This is a genomic window from Burkholderia sp. BCC1047 (genome assembly GCF_902833155.1).
Taxonomy (GTDB): Bacteria; Pseudomonadota; Gammaproteobacteria; order Burkholderiales; family Burkholderiaceae; genus Burkholderia; species Burkholderia sola.
Map to the genome: position 1 here is coordinate 16,173 of NZ_CADFEH010000015.1, position 13,821 is coordinate 29,993.

Below are 13,821 nucleotides of genomic sequence, written 5' to 3' on the forward strand. Positions count from 1 at the left end.
GTCAGGGCCCGCGCGCCGGCCGCGTTCAGCCGAGCGCGGCCGGCGGCCCCTTGAATTCGACCATGTTGCCTTCGGGATCGAACAGGTAGATCGACGGCCCGTAGCCGCCGGCGCCGTAGCGTTCGGCCGGCGCGCCGGGCCGCGCGCCGTGCGCGGCGAAATGGGCGATCAGTGCGTCGGGATCGAACGGCTCGACGCGCAGGCACAGGTGGTCGAGGTTGCGCCCGGTGCCGGGCGGGCCGCTGTCGGGACGGTCGATCGGGCCGCCGACCGTCAGCAGGTCGATCAGCGCGTCGCCGGCGCGCAGTTGCACGAGGCCCAGATCGGGCTGCTCCTTCTCCACATGGCAACCAACGGCATCGCAGTAAAAGCGGGTCATTGCCGCCATGTCGGTCACGCGCAGCACGATGTGATCGATTCCGCGGATGGTGGGCTTCATGGGCGGGACTCCTTCGCAGTCGACGAGCATCGAGTGTAGACGCATCGCGCCTGCGCTGCCGGCCGGCACGCGGCACAATCGACAGACGAAAAAAAGCCCGTTCACGCAGTGCGGAACGGGCTTAATCCATATCAGGAGGAGACATGGAGGAGACAGTTCCAACTATACACACGGCGATGGTGCGACGCAATATTCCGATTGCAAAAAAACGTCAGGACGGCGATTTGTCGCATCCGCACTGCAGCAAAACGGTGACGGGACGATGACGAAAACCGCGCCGGAGCGGCCGCCGCGCGGGTTTCGTCGGATTTATCTCGATCGATACGGCCCCGATTCGCCGACACGAATCACAGAGCAAGATTCAGGGCGCGACGGCATGTGCCGATGGCTAGAGTAGGCACCATCTACACTAGAGAGTGCGAGGTTCAGATGAAAACCGCCTATCCGACCGACGATGCCCGCTGGGGCGCCGTGACCAAGCGCGATCCGCATGCGGACGGCGCGTTCTTCTATGGCGTCCGCACGACCGGTGTGTTCTGCCGCCCGACCTGCGCGTCGCGGCAGCCGCGCCGCGAGAACGTGTCCTTTTTCGCCGATCCGGCGGCCGCCCGCGCGGCCGGCTTCCGGCCCTGCAAGCGTTGCCAGCCGGAAGGGCTGCCGCGCGAGCTGGAAATCGTCAATCGTGCGTGCGCGGTGCTCGACGCGCAGGCCGAGCGGCTCACGTTGCAGCAGTTGAGCGACGCCGTGCACGTGAGCCCGTTTCATCTGCAGCGGCTCTTCAAGCGTGTGGTCGGCGTGTCGCCGCGGCAGTACCAGGCCGCGCAGCGCGGCGCCGCGCTGCGGCAGGCGCTGCAAAGCGGGCAGCCTGTCACGCAGGCGGCCGTCGATGCAGGGTTCAACTCGCCATCGCGGCTCTATGCGTCGGTGCCGCGCGAGCTGGGGATGGCGCCGTCCGCGTTCCGTCGCCAGGGCGCCGGCCTGCGGATCGACTTTGCGACCGCGTCGACGTCGCTCGGCACGGTGCTCGTCGCCGCCACTGAACAGGGCATCTGCCGGATCGCGTTCGGCGACGACGCGGCGTCGCTCGTCGGCGAACTCAAGGACACGTTCGCACGCGCCGAACTGGTCGAATCGTCCGCGCGGCTGGCGCCGTTCGTCACGCAAATCCGCGCGTACCTCGACGGCACGCGGCATGCGTTCGACCTGCCGCTCGACATCGCGCCGACCGCGTTCCAGCAGCGCGTGTGGGAAGCGCTGACGCATATCCCGTACGGCGAAACGCGCAGCTATTCCGAGATCGCGGAGGCGCTCGGCTCGCCGCGCGCGGTGCGGGCGGTCGCGTCCGCGTGTGCGTCGAATCCGGTCGCGCTCGCGATTCCGTGCCACCGCGTCGTACAGAAGGGCGGCGCGCTCGCCGGCTATCGCTGGGGTGTACGCCGCAAGGCGACGCTGCTCGCGGCCGAGGCGCGTCATGTTCACAACGATGAAGCCGAAGCCGAGACGGAGGGCAGTGCGGTTTGAGCATCGACACGATAACGATCACGTCCCTCGCGAACGGCGGCCTGGTGCCGCCGTCCGCGCAGATGGAACTGCGCTACAAGGCGCCGTACGACTGGGCGCGCGTGCTGCGCTTCTTCAGCGGGCGCGCGATTCCGGGCGTCGAGCAGGTTGCCGACGGCGTGTATCGCCGCATCGTCGATCTGCACGGCGAGGCGGGCCGCCTCACCGTCAAGAAGCATCCGCGCAAGCATTGCCTGATCGCGATCGTCGAAGGGGCGGTCGCGCGTCGCGTCGACGATGCGTTCGCCGCGCGCGTCGCGACAATGTTCGACCTCGGCGCCGATCCGGCCGCGATCGGTGGCGGGCTCGCGCGCGATCCGTGGTTCGCGCCGCTCGTCGAGGCCGCGCCGGGATTGCGCGTGCCGGGCGCGTGGTCGGGGTTCGAGCTGGCCGTGCGCGCGATCGTCGGCCAGCAGGTGAGCGTGAAGGCCGCGACGACGATCGTCGGCCGGCTCGTCGAGCGGGCCGGCGAACGCGTGATGCCGGAAGACGACGGCGCGCCCGCGTGGCGTTTCCCGACACCCGACGCGCTGGCCGCGTGCGATCTCGACAAGATCGGGATGCCCGGCAAGCGCGTGGCGGCGCTGACCGGCGTGGCGCGCGCGGTCGCGGCCGGCGACGTGCCGGTCGATCGCGCGCATGCCGATCTCGCGACGCTGCGCAGCGCATGGCTCGATCTGCCCGGTATCGGCCCGTGGACCGTCGAATACATCGCGATGCGCGCATGGCGCGATCCGGACGCGTGGCCGGCGTCCGATCTCGTGCTGATGCAGTCGATCGCCGCGCGCGACCCGGCGCTCGACCGGCTCACGAGCCAGAAACGCCGCACCGAAGGCTGGCGGCCGTGGCGCGCGTATGCGGCGCTGCATTTGTGGAACGAGGTGGCCGATCGGGCGGGCGGCGCGCGCGGCGGATAAGCGCGGCGGCCTGCGGCCGGGTGCGACTGCGAGAAAGCTGCGCTGCAACCCGTTGCGCAAGCGGTGCCGGCATGCGGCAAGCGTCGGCGAGACGGCGGTTCGTCATGGGGATTTCACGCATCCGGCGCCGGGCGCATGTCGCGCGTGCGATGCCTGCGCACGCGTCGTTTCGCGATCCATTCCGCGGCACGGTTGCACCTGACGCCACCCGTTCGCCGTTCACGTTTCATCCGATGAATGTCACTCACCTGCGGGCCGAGCGGCCTCGTCCGGAACCGGTGACATAAGCCGCGGCTACCGCGCCCGGCCTGCCCGATCGCCCGCTCAGGCCCGCGCGCCGTGCCCGCGGCCACCTCAAGCGCGGCTTTCGGCGAGATGTTAAAGTGCCCGCTACCAACGAAGCGACCAACAATCCAGCCGGCCGCGCGCGGCGTTCTGCGCGCGGCCGTCACGCACTTGCGTCTCCATGTCGAACACCATGACTCACCGCCAGTCCGAACTGCTGCTGAAACGCCTCGACGCGCTGAGCTCGGGCCCGACGCGGCAGCATCTGCCCGACGGCCTGCGCGGCATCGAAAAGGAAAGCCTGCGCGTGACGCGCGACGGGATGATCGCGTTCACGCCGCATCCGCGTGCGCTCGGTTCGGCGCTCACGCATCCGGCGCTGACGACCGACTATTCCGAAGCGCTGATCGAACTGATCACGCCCGCGGAGCGCGACGCCGCGCTCACGCTCGAGCGCCTCGACGATCTGCATCGCTACGTGTATGCATCGCTCGGCGACGAGATGCTGTGGAACGAGTCGATGCCGGGCCTGCTGCCGGCCGACGACGAGATCCCGATCGCCAACTACGGCACGTCGAACATCGGCCGCCTGAAGACGGTGTACCGGCGCGGCCTCGCGTACCGCTACGGCCGCACGATGCAGTGCATCGCCGGCATCCACTACAACTACTCGCTGCACGAGGAAGTGTGGCGGCGCCTGCATGCGGACGAAGAGTCGACGGCGACGCTCGTCGATTACCAGTCGGAACGCTATCTCGCGCAGATCCGCAATTTCCGCCGCCGCAGCTGGCTGCTGATGTACCTGTTCGGCGCGTCGCCGGTGCTCGACACGAAATTCCTGCGCGGCAAGCCGCACAAGCTCGACACGTTCGACGCCGATACGCTGTACCGGCCGTATGCGACCAGCCTGCGGATGAGCGATCTCGGCTACTCGAACACGACGGCCCAGGCTGCGCTGCACGTCGACTACAACACGCTGCCCGGTTATCTCGACGCGCTGTCGAAGGCCGTGAGCGAGCCGTATCCGGCGTACGAGGCGATCGGCACGCATCGCGACGGCGAGTGGATCCAGATCAACACGAACGTGCTGCAGATCGAGAACGAGTTCTACTCGACGATCCGGCCGAAGCGCGTCACGTATTCGGGCGAGCGGCCGCTGCATGCGCTCGCGTCGCGCGGCGTGCAGTACATCGAAGTGCGCTGCCTCGACATCGATCCGTTCGAGCCGACCGGCATCGCGCTGGAGACCGCGCGCTTCATCGACGCGTTCCTGCTCGCGTGCGCGCTCGACGACAGCGCGCCGCTCGACTGCGACGCGTACAAGGAAGCGAACGCGAACTTCGGCAGCGTGACGCTGGACGGCCGCAAGCCGGGCCTCACGCTGACGCGCGACGGCCAGCCGGTCACGCTGCAGCAGTGGGCCGACGAGTTGATGGCCGATATCGAGATCGTCGGCCGCCGGCTCGACGAAATCCGTGGCGGCGACGAACATGCACGGGCGATCGCCGCGCAGCGCGCGAAGCTCGCCGATCCGGAACGCACGCCGTCCGCGCGCGTGCTGCGCACGATGCGCGAGAACGGTCAGTCGTTCCTCGCGTTCGCGCTCGCGCAGAGCGAAGCGCATGCCGCGCATTTTCGCGCGCGCCCGCCGTCCGCCGAGACGCTGCACGCCGAGCAGGCGCTTGCCGCGAAGTCGCTCGCCGAGCAGGCCGAGCTCGAAGCGAAGGAGGCCGGATCGTTCGACGCGTTCGTCGCCGCCTATCGCGCCTATACGCTGAACCGCTTCAGCGTGTAACGGTCGCGCATGCGGCCGGCGCAGGGTGCGCCGCGCCGCTGCCGCGTGATCCGTCCGGTTCCGTCAGTGATCCGGTCAGTGATGCGCATACGTGCCGCGATCGACTGCGTGCGGCAGCGCCGGCTTGCCTGATTCCCCGTTCGCCCGGCCGTCGCTGCCGTAACCGGCGGCGTCGCCCTCACCGCGCGCCTGCGCGGCACGCTGCATGACCGCCTGCATGTTTCGCGGAAAGTCGGGACTGCTTGCGAGGCGCGTCCGGTAGCCGGCGGCCTGCAGTTCCACGAGTTCCTGACGGACCTGCGCGCGCGTGAGCGTCGACGCGGCTTGGGCATGAGCGGCGAACGTCGCGCCGATCAGCACGCACGCGCATGCCGCGTGTTTCATCGTCTTCATCGTGTTGGCTCCGTGAGGTTCCGGCGCCGCGCCATCGGTGGCGCGGGCGGAAACGATGCAGCCAGTCTAGGCTTCGGATGCCAAACGAAACATCGTCGTGGCCGGCAGTCACCTTTTCCGGCCGCGCAACATTGCACGTACCGGTGAGGCGGCCGCGACAGGGTTTCCTGTCGAACGCGACAGCGGCGCGCCATCCGCCGGCCATCGTGCGGCGGCCGGTTCGCATCGGCTCGCCCGCATCGGGCTTCTCCCCCTTGTACAAGCGCGCTGCGCCTCCTAACCTCTTTTAAGCGACCGATCGGTTGGCCGCGCAACGTCGTTGCGTACGCAAGCGCCCGAGCGCGGCCGTGACCGCAGGACATCGCCTTGTACCGAACCCGGCGCATCGACATGCGAACCCGGGTCGGCCGCACAAGGCATGGGACCCGAGTAGACGCTGAAGCGCCGACTCGGGTCGACATCTGGAGACACGATGAACCCCACCGACGCCCTCCCGCCCGGCATCGTTTTCGCGCAACCGCTGACGCCCGTCGCGCACTCGCTGCTCCTGTCGTTCCTCGTCGCCGCGATCCCGATCGCGGTCGCGCTGATCGCGCTCGGCGTGCTGCGCCGCCCCGCGTGGCAAGCGTCGCTCGCCGGGCTCGTCGCGGGTCTCGCGGTCGCGATCGGCGCGTGGGGGATGCCGGCCGGGCTCGCATTCAACGCGGTCGGCGCCGGCATGGCGCTCGCGGTCGTGCCGGTGATGTGGATCGTCTTCAACGCGCTGCTGCTGTACAACATCGCGGTGAAGTCGGGCCGCTTCGACCAGTTCCGGCAGTGGATGCTCGACAACCTGCCCGACGACCGCCGCCTCGTGCTGCTCGTCGTCGCGTTCTCGTTCGGCTGTCTGCTCGAAGGGATCTCCGGATTCGGCACGCCGGTCGCGATCACGAGCGCGCTGTTGATCGCGCTCGGCTTCCCCGCGCTCGAAGCGCTCACCTATACGCTGCTGTTCAACACGGCGCCGGTCGCGTTCGGCGCGCTCGGCGTGCCGATCACCGTGCTCGGCGCGGTCACGTCGCTGCCGCCCGCGACGCTCGCGCAGATGGTCGGCCGCCAGTTGCCGTTCTTCGCGCTGCTGCTGCCGTTCTATGTGGTCGGCGCGTATGGCGGGCTGCGCTCGATCGCGAAGCTGTGGCCCGCGCTGCTCGTGTCGGGCGGCAGCTTCGCGATCGCGCAGTTCGTCACGTCGAACTTCCTCGGCTACCAGCTCACCGACGTGCTGTCGTCGCTCTCGTCGCTGATCGTGACGATCGGCTTCCTGCAGCTGTGGAAGCCGCAGCCCGATCCGCGATACGCGCTCGCGCGCAGCGTGCCGGCCGCCGCCGGCGCCGCGCGCGCGGGCTTCGGCGGCTGGCTGCCGTGGCTCGTCGTGTCGGTGGTCGTGATCGTGTGGGTGCACGCGAACGTCGCGGCGATCGGCGACGTGAAGATCAAGTGGCCGGGCCTGCACAACGCCGTGTACGTGTCGCTGTACCACAAGCCGTATGCGGCGATCTGGGATTTCCAGCCACTCGGCACGGGCACCGCGATCCTGCTGTCGGCGATCATCACGGCCGCGCTGACGCGCACCGGGCCCGGCGCTTTCATCGAATGCGTGGTGAAGACGTGGCGGCAGACGTGGATCGCGATCGTCACCGTGATGATGATCGTCGGCCTCGCGTACCTGCTGAACTACTCGGGCATCAGCTACACGCTCGGCACCGGCGTCGCGTCGACGGGCGCGCTGTTCCCGCTGGTGTCGGCATCGCTCGGCTGGATCGCGGTGTTCCTGTCCGGCAGCGACACGTCGGGCAACGCGCTGTTCGGCAACCTGCAGGTCGTCGCCGCGCGGCAGCTCGGCCTCGACCCGGTGCTGATGGCCGCGACGAACTCGTCGGGCGGCGTGATGGGCAAGATGATCTCGCCGCAGAATATCGCGACGGGCGTGTCGACGACGGACCTGAAAGGGCAGGAAGGCGTCGTGTTCGCGCGCACCTTCTGGCACAGCGTGATCCTCACGCTGCTGCTCGGCGTGCTGGTGTTCCTGCAGCAGCACGTGCTGACCTGGATGATTCCGGCGCTGCCGAAGTGACGCACCGCGCCACGACAGAAGGAAGGCACGAGGAAGGCAACGAGGGGAGGCGCGGGAAAAGCGCCAGTCGAGTGCGGAACCGGCGAACGCGCGGCAGTCAGCGTGCGTTCGCCCGCCGAGCCGATTGTCCTTGATCGGCCACGTCGGCCGCTTCGCCGCCGCCCGGCAGGATGCACGCGAGGAACGCGTCGATCGCGGGGCTCTGGCGGCGCGCCTTCAGGTAGTACACGTATTCGTCGATCGTCGTGTCGACGCCGCGCAGCGCGATCACGCGCAAGTCCGGATGGCGTTCGGCTTCGCCGAGCGGAAAGAGGCTCCCGCCCACGCCATGCAGGATCGCCTCGCGAATCGCTTCGCGGCTGCCGATCTCGGCAACCGACGTGGCCGCGACGCCGGCCGCGGCGAGGATCGTCTCCGTGCAGCGGCGCGTGACCGACCCTTCCTCGCGGATCAGCAGCCGCACGTCGGCGAGCTGCGCCGCGTCGATCGAATCGAACCGCGCGAGCGGATGATGGCGGTGCACGACGAGCACGAGCGGATCGGTCGAGATCACCTTGCGTTCGAGGCCGTCGGCGTCGTTGCGCTGCGACGAGACCGCGAGATCGATGCGGAATTCCTGCAGCGCCTGCAGGATTTCCTCGGAGTTGCCGATCCGGCACGTGAGCGCGATCGACGGGTGCGCGCTCGAGAAGCGGCCGACCGCGTCCATGATGTAGTACGGGCCCGTCGCGCCGATTCGCAGATGGCCTTCGAACAGGCCGCCGACGTTGCGCAGCATGATGTCGGCCTGCGCCTCGAGCGCGATCATCTTCTCGACGAGCGGCAGCAGCTCGATACCCGTCTCGGTCACCTCGAGCTTGCGGCCGCTGCGGTAGAACAGCTCGACGCCGTACAGCTGCTCGACCTGCCGGATCTGCGCGGCGATCGTCGGCTGGCTCACGCCCAGGTGGCGCGCGGCGCGCGTGATGCTGCCCTGCCGGACGGTCGCGTGGAATGCCTTCAGCTGATCGAACACGACTCGGCTTCTCCCCCCTCTTCATCGCGCGTCAGCGTAGCGCACGCATGTGTCGGCCGGATGAAAGGCGCGCCGTGCGAGACTTCGAAAAAAAGCTGGGGACCACCGCAAGAAACCTGCGGGAACCGGTCACGGCCGGGACATGCCGGTGCGGGGTAATAACGGCGACGCAGATCGCCGGCCCGCTCGCCCGGCGCCCCCACTCCCACCGACCACAGGGTGCTCTTCATGTCCTCGAACAATCGACGCGATTTCCTGCGCCTCGCCGCGCAGTCGGCCGGCGCGATGGCCGCCTACGCGGGCTTCCCGCCCGCGATCCGCAATGCGCTGGCGATGCCGGCCGCCTATCGCACCGGCACGATCCGCGACGTCGAGCACGTCGTGATCTTCATGCAGGAAAACCGTTCGTTCGACCATTACTTCGGCGGGCTGCGCGGCGTGCGCGGCTTCGACGACCCGCGTCCGCACCTGCTGCCGAACGGCGCGCCGGTGTGGCAGCAGCCGCCGGCGTCGGTGTTCACGAAGAACTACCATTCGCGCGGCCTCGATCCGCAGGCGCCGTACGTGCTGCCGTTCTACCTCGATCCGAAGCAGACGACCGAATTCCAGCCGGGCACCAACCACGGCTGGAGCAGCGGCCACCTGTCCTGGAACAACGGCCAGTGGGACCAGTGGGTGAACCAGAAGCAGGACGTGCTGACGATGGGCTACCTGAAGCGCCAGGATCTCACGTACCACTACGCGCTCGCCGACGCGTTCACGATCTGCGATGCGTACTTCTGCTCCGCGCACGCCGACACGGCGCCGAACCGCATCTACCTGTGGACCGGCACGGTCGACTCGCGCAACGTCTACGGCAGCGCGCCGAACGGCCCCGGCATCGGCGAGCGCAACGACGTGAACGGCTACACGTGGACGACCTACGCGGAACGCCTCGAGAACGCGAAGATCAGCTGGAAGGTGTACCAGGGCGGCACCGGCATCCCGGGCGACCCGACCGACAACTACACCGACAACTCGCTGATGTTCTTCAAGCGCTTCCAGGTGAAGGAAGGCGCGAGCGGCCCGCTGGTCGACAAGGGCGCGTCGGACCACACGCTGGCCGAACTGAAGGCCGACGTGCAGGCCAACCGGCTGCCGCAGGTGTCGTGGATCGTGTCGCCGTACAAGTACAGCGAGCATCCGCAGGCATCGCCGACCGACGGCGCGTTCTACATCAACATGGTGCTCGAGGCGCTGACGTCGAACCCCGAAGTGTGGGCGAAGACGGTGTTCATCCTGAACTACGACGAGAACGACGGGCTGTTCGACCACGTCGTGCCGCCGGTGCCGCCGGTCACGAGCGGCGTGGGCGGGCAGGGCATCGTGTCGTCGAACCTGCTGTCGAACCTCGGCGACGAGCTGCTCGACCTGAACAAGTACCCGGGCGAAATGAGCCCGCTCGTGCCGGGCGCCGACCCGGGCGGCATCCAGCCGATCGGCCTCGGGCCGCGCGTGCCGTTGATCATCATTTCCCCGTGGACGAAGGGCGGCTGGGTCTGCTCGGAGACGTTCGACCATACGTCGGTGCTGCGTTTCCTCGAAGCGCGATTCGGCGTGAAGGAGCCGAACATCAGCGCGTGGCGCCGGTCGATCTGCGGCGACCTCACGTCGGCGTTCGATTTCTCCGCGCGGCCGGACACGCGCACGGTCAGCTTCACGGTGCCGCAGCACATCGCGACCGCCGGCCAGGCGTACCAGGTGCCCGCGCAGCAGTCGATGCCGGCGCAGGAGCCCGGCACGCGTCCGGCGCGCGCGCTGCCGTACGAGCTGTTCGTGCACAGCCGGGTGGGCGCGCATGACGACACGGTGTCGCTCGACTTCGCGAACACCGGCGACGCGGGCGCCGCGTTCTACGTGTACGACCGCCGCAACCCGGCGACGCCGCCGCGCCGCTACGCGGTGTCCGCGCGCGACCGCTTCGTCGATACCTGGAGCACGTCGGCCGCGCGCGGCGAGTACCATCTGGCCGCCTATGGCCCGAACGGCTATCTGTGCGAATTCCAGGGCAACACGCGCCTCGCCGCCGACGGCCGCCACGCGAACCCCGAAGCGAAGATCGGCTACGACGTGCGCAATCGCCACGTGTATCTGCAACTGCGCAACAGCGGGCGCGCGACGTGCCGCGTGTCGGTCGACAACGCGTACAGCCATGCACATGCACGCACGTACACGCTGGAGCCGGGCGAGCGCGTCGAGGCGCACTTCGAGCTGTCGTCGAGCCACGGCTGGTACGATCTGACGATCACCGCGACGACGCTGCGCGGCGGCGACGACAAGGTCGTGCGCCGCTTCGCGGGCCACGTCGAAACGGGGCGGCCGAGCCACAGCGATCCGGGTCCGGTGAAGCGTATGGCCTGACGGCTGTGCAGGCGGTGGCGCGCGACGCGGGAGGGTTCGCCCGCATCGCCCGCATCGCGCGACCGCCGCGTGCCGGTTGCATGGCGATTGCGAATGTGTGTCGGTACGCCGTATTGGCTTTTGGAAACTGAAAACTGTTGACGATCTGGCAGGGTGAGGGGTATACAACGACCACTCGCCGACATGGCGCCCTCGTTTTCACCTGCAGCCCCGCTGCCTGCCCGACCATGACTGCCCCGAACGCGCTCAGCGCCATCGAACTCCTGCAAAGCCAGTCGCTCGCGATGATCGTCCAGGACATGCTCGAGCGCGCGATCGTCTCCGGCGAATATGCACCGGGCGAAAAGCTCAACGAAGTCGATATCGCGACCCGGCTGAACGTGTCGCGCGGCCCGGTGCGCGAGGCATTCCGCGCGCTCGAACAGGCCGGCCTGCTGCGCAACGAGAAGAACCGCGGCGTGACCGTGCGCGTCGTGCCGCTGCGCGAGGCCGAGGAGATCTACGAAGTGCGCGCGATGCTCGACGAGTCGGTCGCGCGCGCGCTCGCGAAGCGTATCTCGCCCGATACGCTGAAAGTGCTGAAGGGCATCGTCCAGTCGATGAAGGGCGCCGCGAAGACGCACGACGTCACGCGCTATACCGAGCTGAACGTGCAGTTCCACGACGCGATGGTGGTCGGCGTCGGCAATACGCATCTCACCGATACCTATCGCCGGCTCGTGCGTCAGTTGGGCCTGCTGCGCCAGGCGGCGATCGAGGCCGAGGAGGATGCGATCGCGGTGTCGGCGGCCGAGCACGACAAGATCGTGCAGGCGCTCGCGGCCGGCGACGAGGACAAGGCCGTCGCGCTCGTGCGCGAGCACGTCGCGCATGGTCTCGCGCGGATGCGTCGCATGCATGAGCAGGGGCTGCCGGTGACGGGCAAGGCGGCGCGGGAGAGGGCGGGCGCGTAAGCTGTCGCGTTACCGGTCATCGCATGTTCATGGCGAAAGGCCGCGTCGCGGCTGGATCACGATTGTCGCTTCGCTCGACGTGGAGGATGCTGGCCGAATGCGGTGGGCGCCGGCAACTGATCATGTGCCGCGCTGTTTATCGAAGAAATCGTCCAGTATCCAACCGGTCCCGGATTCACAGCGCACTTGCGTGTAGGCATAGATCTTTGCAGCCCGATCCGTCACGGGGATGCAGGATTCACCTTTCCTGACCGTGAAGATCGGGTGAGTTCTATCGTCGTCCGGTTCAGCGAAGGCCGGCATGTCACGAAGCGCCGTCCATTTCTCGTCTCTCAATTTCGAGCACGCACCAATCGTCACGACGAGTGCGGCGAACAGCAGAAAGCGCATCATTTCTTCAGATGGATTGACCAGATCCCCAATCGTACCGTGACGCAACGCGATCCGCCTGCGGGGCGGACGGTTCGATACGGCATCCGAATGATGCGGTCACGCCTTGTCGGCCTTCCCCGCCGCGCTCGCAAACTTCGCGAGCCACGTATCGATAGCCGACGGTTGCCGGCTCTCGTCCTCCGCGCGCTCCTTGCGACGAATCGCGTTACGCACGACGTGCGCGCCGACATAACGGATCGGCTCCGGCGGAAAGTAGCCGAGCGGGCCGCGCACGATCGGGCTGCGTGTCCACGCGTTGTCGAGGCCGAGCACGAGCGACGCCAGGATCTGCCCACCCATGTACGTCGGCCCGACGCCGTTGCCCGAATAGCCGAAGCCGTAGAACACGTTCGGCGCATCGTCGAGGCGGCCGAAGAACGGAAAGCCCGTCACCGAGCGATCCGATGGCCCGTTCCAGCTCGCGGTGATCGGCACGCCCGCAAGCGACGGGAAGAATTCGCGCAGGCTGCGCGTGAGCTGCGCCTCGTACGGCGAGCGTCGGTCGAACACGGGCGCGATGCGGCTGCGCCACGAAAACGTGTTGCCGCCTTTGCCGAGCATCAGCCGGCCATCGACGGTCGTGCGGTAGTAGTACACGAAGATCCGTGAATCGAGCACCGACACGCCGTCCACGAGCCCGGTCTTCTCCAGTAGATCCGGACATTTCTCGGTGATGACCATATCGCTCGACACGACCGCGATCGTCCGTTCGAACTGCGGAAAGCGGCTCGCCATCCACGCGTTGATCGCGAACACGAGCTTGGCCGCACTCACGCTGCCGGCCGGCGTGCGCACGACGGCCGGCTGGCCGGGCGTGAAGTCGAGCATCGGCGTGCGCTCGTAGATCCGGATGCCCATCGCAAGCGCGACGCGGCGCAGCCCGCGCACGAGCTTGCCGGGATGGACGGTCGCGGCGATTGGCGAGTAGACCCCGTCAAGATTGCGCGGGGAGCCCGAGCGCCGTGCGACTTCGGCGGGCGGCAGCGGCTCGTAGCTGTGGATGCCGCACGCGGCGAGCGCATCGAGCACCGGTGCGAGCGTGCCGACCTGCGCGCGCGACGTCGCGGTGTACAGCGTGCCGTCGAGCCGCAGCTCCGCATCGATGCCGTGCGCGCGGCAGAAATCGGCGATGTGCTGCACGGCCGCTTCCGATGCCTTCACGAGCCGGATCGCCTCGGCTTCGCCAAACAGGCGCCGCAGCGTCAGGAATTTCGCGGACCATGTGAGCAGGCAGCCGCCGTTGCGGCCGCTCGCGCCGGCGCCGCACAGGTCGGCCTCGAGGATCGCGATGTCGAGCGCGGGGTGCTGCTGCTTCGCCTGGATCGCGCTCCAGAGGCCCGTGAAGCCGCCGCCGACGATACACACGTCGGCCTGCGTCGCGCCTTGCAGCGCGGGGGCGAGGTCGCCGTCGTTGAACAGCGCTTGTTCGATCCAGAAGGGTCGCATCGGGTGTCGTATCAGTGAGGGTGAGGTTGCCGTGCCGCACACGGCGCAAAAACGAAAACCAGTGCGAACGCGA

At 68.3% G+C, this 13,821-nt stretch carries 11 protein-coding genes; 6 read left to right on the plus strand and 5 right to left on the minus strand.

Translation table 11 applies throughout. The features are described from left to right. Positions 1–25 precede the first annotated feature (25 nt). Complete coding sequence (locus tag HWX55_RS17020) at positions 26–439, minus strand: VOC family protein (RefSeq protein WP_006498690.1); 414 nt, start codon at positions 437–439, stop codon at positions 26–28. Between the two features lie 429 nt (positions 440–868). Between HWX55_RS17020 and ada the strand changes: the two genes are divergently transcribed. The 3 genes from ada (at position 869) to gshA (ending at position 4,996) form a co-directional block, all read left to right on the plus strand. Next, on the plus strand, positions 869–1,960 hold the full coding sequence (gene ada, locus HWX55_RS17025) for a bifunctional DNA-binding transcriptional regulator/O6-methylguanine-DNA methyltransferase Ada (RefSeq protein ID WP_175976559.1): 1,092 nt from the start codon (positions 869–871) through the stop codon (positions 1,958–1,960). Continuing rightward, positions 1,957–2,916, plus strand: a complete 960-nt coding sequence (locus tag HWX55_RS17030) for an AlkA N-terminal domain-containing protein (protein WP_175976560.1) — start codon at positions 1,957–1,959, stop codon at positions 2,914–2,916. The genes ada and HWX55_RS17030 overlap by 4 nt, the downstream gene beginning before the upstream one ends. A 466-nt stretch (positions 2,917–3,382) precedes the next feature. Then, positions 3,383–4,996 carry a glutamate--cysteine ligase gene (gene gshA / locus HWX55_RS17035; protein WP_175976561.1) on the plus strand — a complete coding sequence of 538 codons (1,614 nt, stop codon included), beginning with the start codon at positions 3,383–3,385 and terminating at the stop codon, positions 4,994–4,996. 75 nt (positions 4,997–5,071) lie between these two features. On the opposite strand, the gene HWX55_RS17040 is transcribed toward gshA, so the two are convergent. Beyond that, positions 5,072–5,389: a DUF4148 domain-containing protein gene (locus HWX55_RS17040; protein WP_175976562.1), complete on the minus strand. Its 318-nt coding sequence runs from the start codon at positions 5,387–5,389 to the stop codon at positions 5,072–5,074. A 472-nt stretch (positions 5,390–5,861) separates the two neighbouring features. Here HWX55_RS17040 and HWX55_RS17045 point away from each other — a divergent pair, with 472 nt between their 5' ends. Further along, on the plus strand, positions 5,862–7,502 hold the full coding sequence (locus HWX55_RS17045) for an L-lactate permease (protein ID WP_175976563.1): 1,641 nt from the start codon (positions 5,862–5,864) through the stop codon (positions 7,500–7,502). Positions 7,503–7,599: 97 nt separating this feature from the next. Here HWX55_RS17045 and HWX55_RS17050 read toward each other — a convergent pair whose 3' ends face one another. Further along, the gene (locus HWX55_RS17050) at positions 7,600–8,517 is read right to left on the minus strand and encodes a LysR family transcriptional regulator (RefSeq protein WP_175976564.1); all 918 of its coding nucleotides are present in this window, start codon (positions 8,515–8,517) and stop codon (positions 7,600–7,602) included. A 228-nt stretch (positions 8,518–8,745) separates the two neighbouring features. On the opposite strand from HWX55_RS17050, the gene HWX55_RS17055 reads away from it, so the two are divergent. Both HWX55_RS17055 and HWX55_RS17060 read left to right on the plus strand, forming a co-directional pair. Then, positions 8,746–10,917 (plus strand): phospholipase C, phosphocholine-specific, encoded by a 2,172-nt coding sequence (locus HWX55_RS17055; RefSeq protein WP_175976565.1) that lies wholly within the window; start codon positions 8,746–8,748, stop codon positions 10,915–10,917. Between the two features lie 227 nt (positions 10,918–11,144). After that, positions 11,145–11,870: a phosphonate utilization associated transcriptional regulator gene (locus HWX55_RS17060; protein ID WP_175976566.1), complete on the plus strand. Its 726-nt coding sequence runs from the start codon at positions 11,145–11,147 to the stop codon at positions 11,868–11,870. 120 nt (positions 11,871–11,990) lie between these two features. On the opposite strand, the gene HWX55_RS17065 is transcribed toward HWX55_RS17060, so the two are convergent. Both HWX55_RS17065 and HWX55_RS17070 read right to left on the minus strand, forming a co-directional pair. Then, positions 11,991–12,308 (minus strand): hypothetical protein, encoded by a 318-nt coding sequence (locus HWX55_RS17065; protein ID WP_175976567.1) that lies wholly within the window; start codon positions 12,306–12,308, stop codon positions 11,991–11,993. A 51-nt stretch (positions 12,309–12,359) separates the two neighbouring features. After that, positions 12,360–13,748, minus strand: coding sequence for an FAD-dependent oxidoreductase (locus HWX55_RS17070; RefSeq protein WP_175976568.1), 1,389 nt, complete (start codon positions 13,746–13,748; stop codon positions 12,360–12,362). Positions 13,749–13,821 lie beyond the last annotated feature (73 nt).

Bases quoted from the DNA above. Each gene is read 5' to 3' on its own strand.
- ada (WP_175976559.1), top strand. From the start codon at position 869: ATGAAAACCGCCTATCCGACCGACGATGCCCGCTGGGGCGCCGTGACC.
- HWX55_RS17045 (WP_175976563.1), top strand. From the start codon at position 5,862: ATGAACCCCACCGACGCCCTCCCGCCCGGCATCGTTTTCGCGCAACCG.
- HWX55_RS17055 (WP_175976565.1), top strand. From the start codon at position 8,746: ATGTCCTCGAACAATCGACGCGATTTCCTGCGCCTCGCCGCGCAGTCG.
- gshA (WP_175976561.1), top strand. From the start codon at position 3,383: ATGTCGAACACCATGACTCACCGCCAGTCCGAACTGCTGCTGAAACGC.
- HWX55_RS17040 (WP_175976562.1), bottom strand. From the start codon at position 5,389: ATGAAGACGATGAAACACGCGGCATGCGCGTGCGTGCTGATCGGCGCG.
- HWX55_RS17070 (WP_175976568.1), bottom strand. From the start codon at position 13,748: ATGCGACCCTTCTGGATCGAACAAGCGCTGTTCAACGACGGCGACCTC.
- HWX55_RS17020 (WP_006498690.1), bottom strand. From the start codon at position 439: ATGAAGCCCACCATCCGCGGAATCGATCACATCGTGCTGCGCGTGACC.
- HWX55_RS17060 (WP_175976566.1), top strand. From the start codon at position 11,145: ATGACTGCCCCGAACGCGCTCAGCGCCATCGAACTCCTGCAAAGCCAG.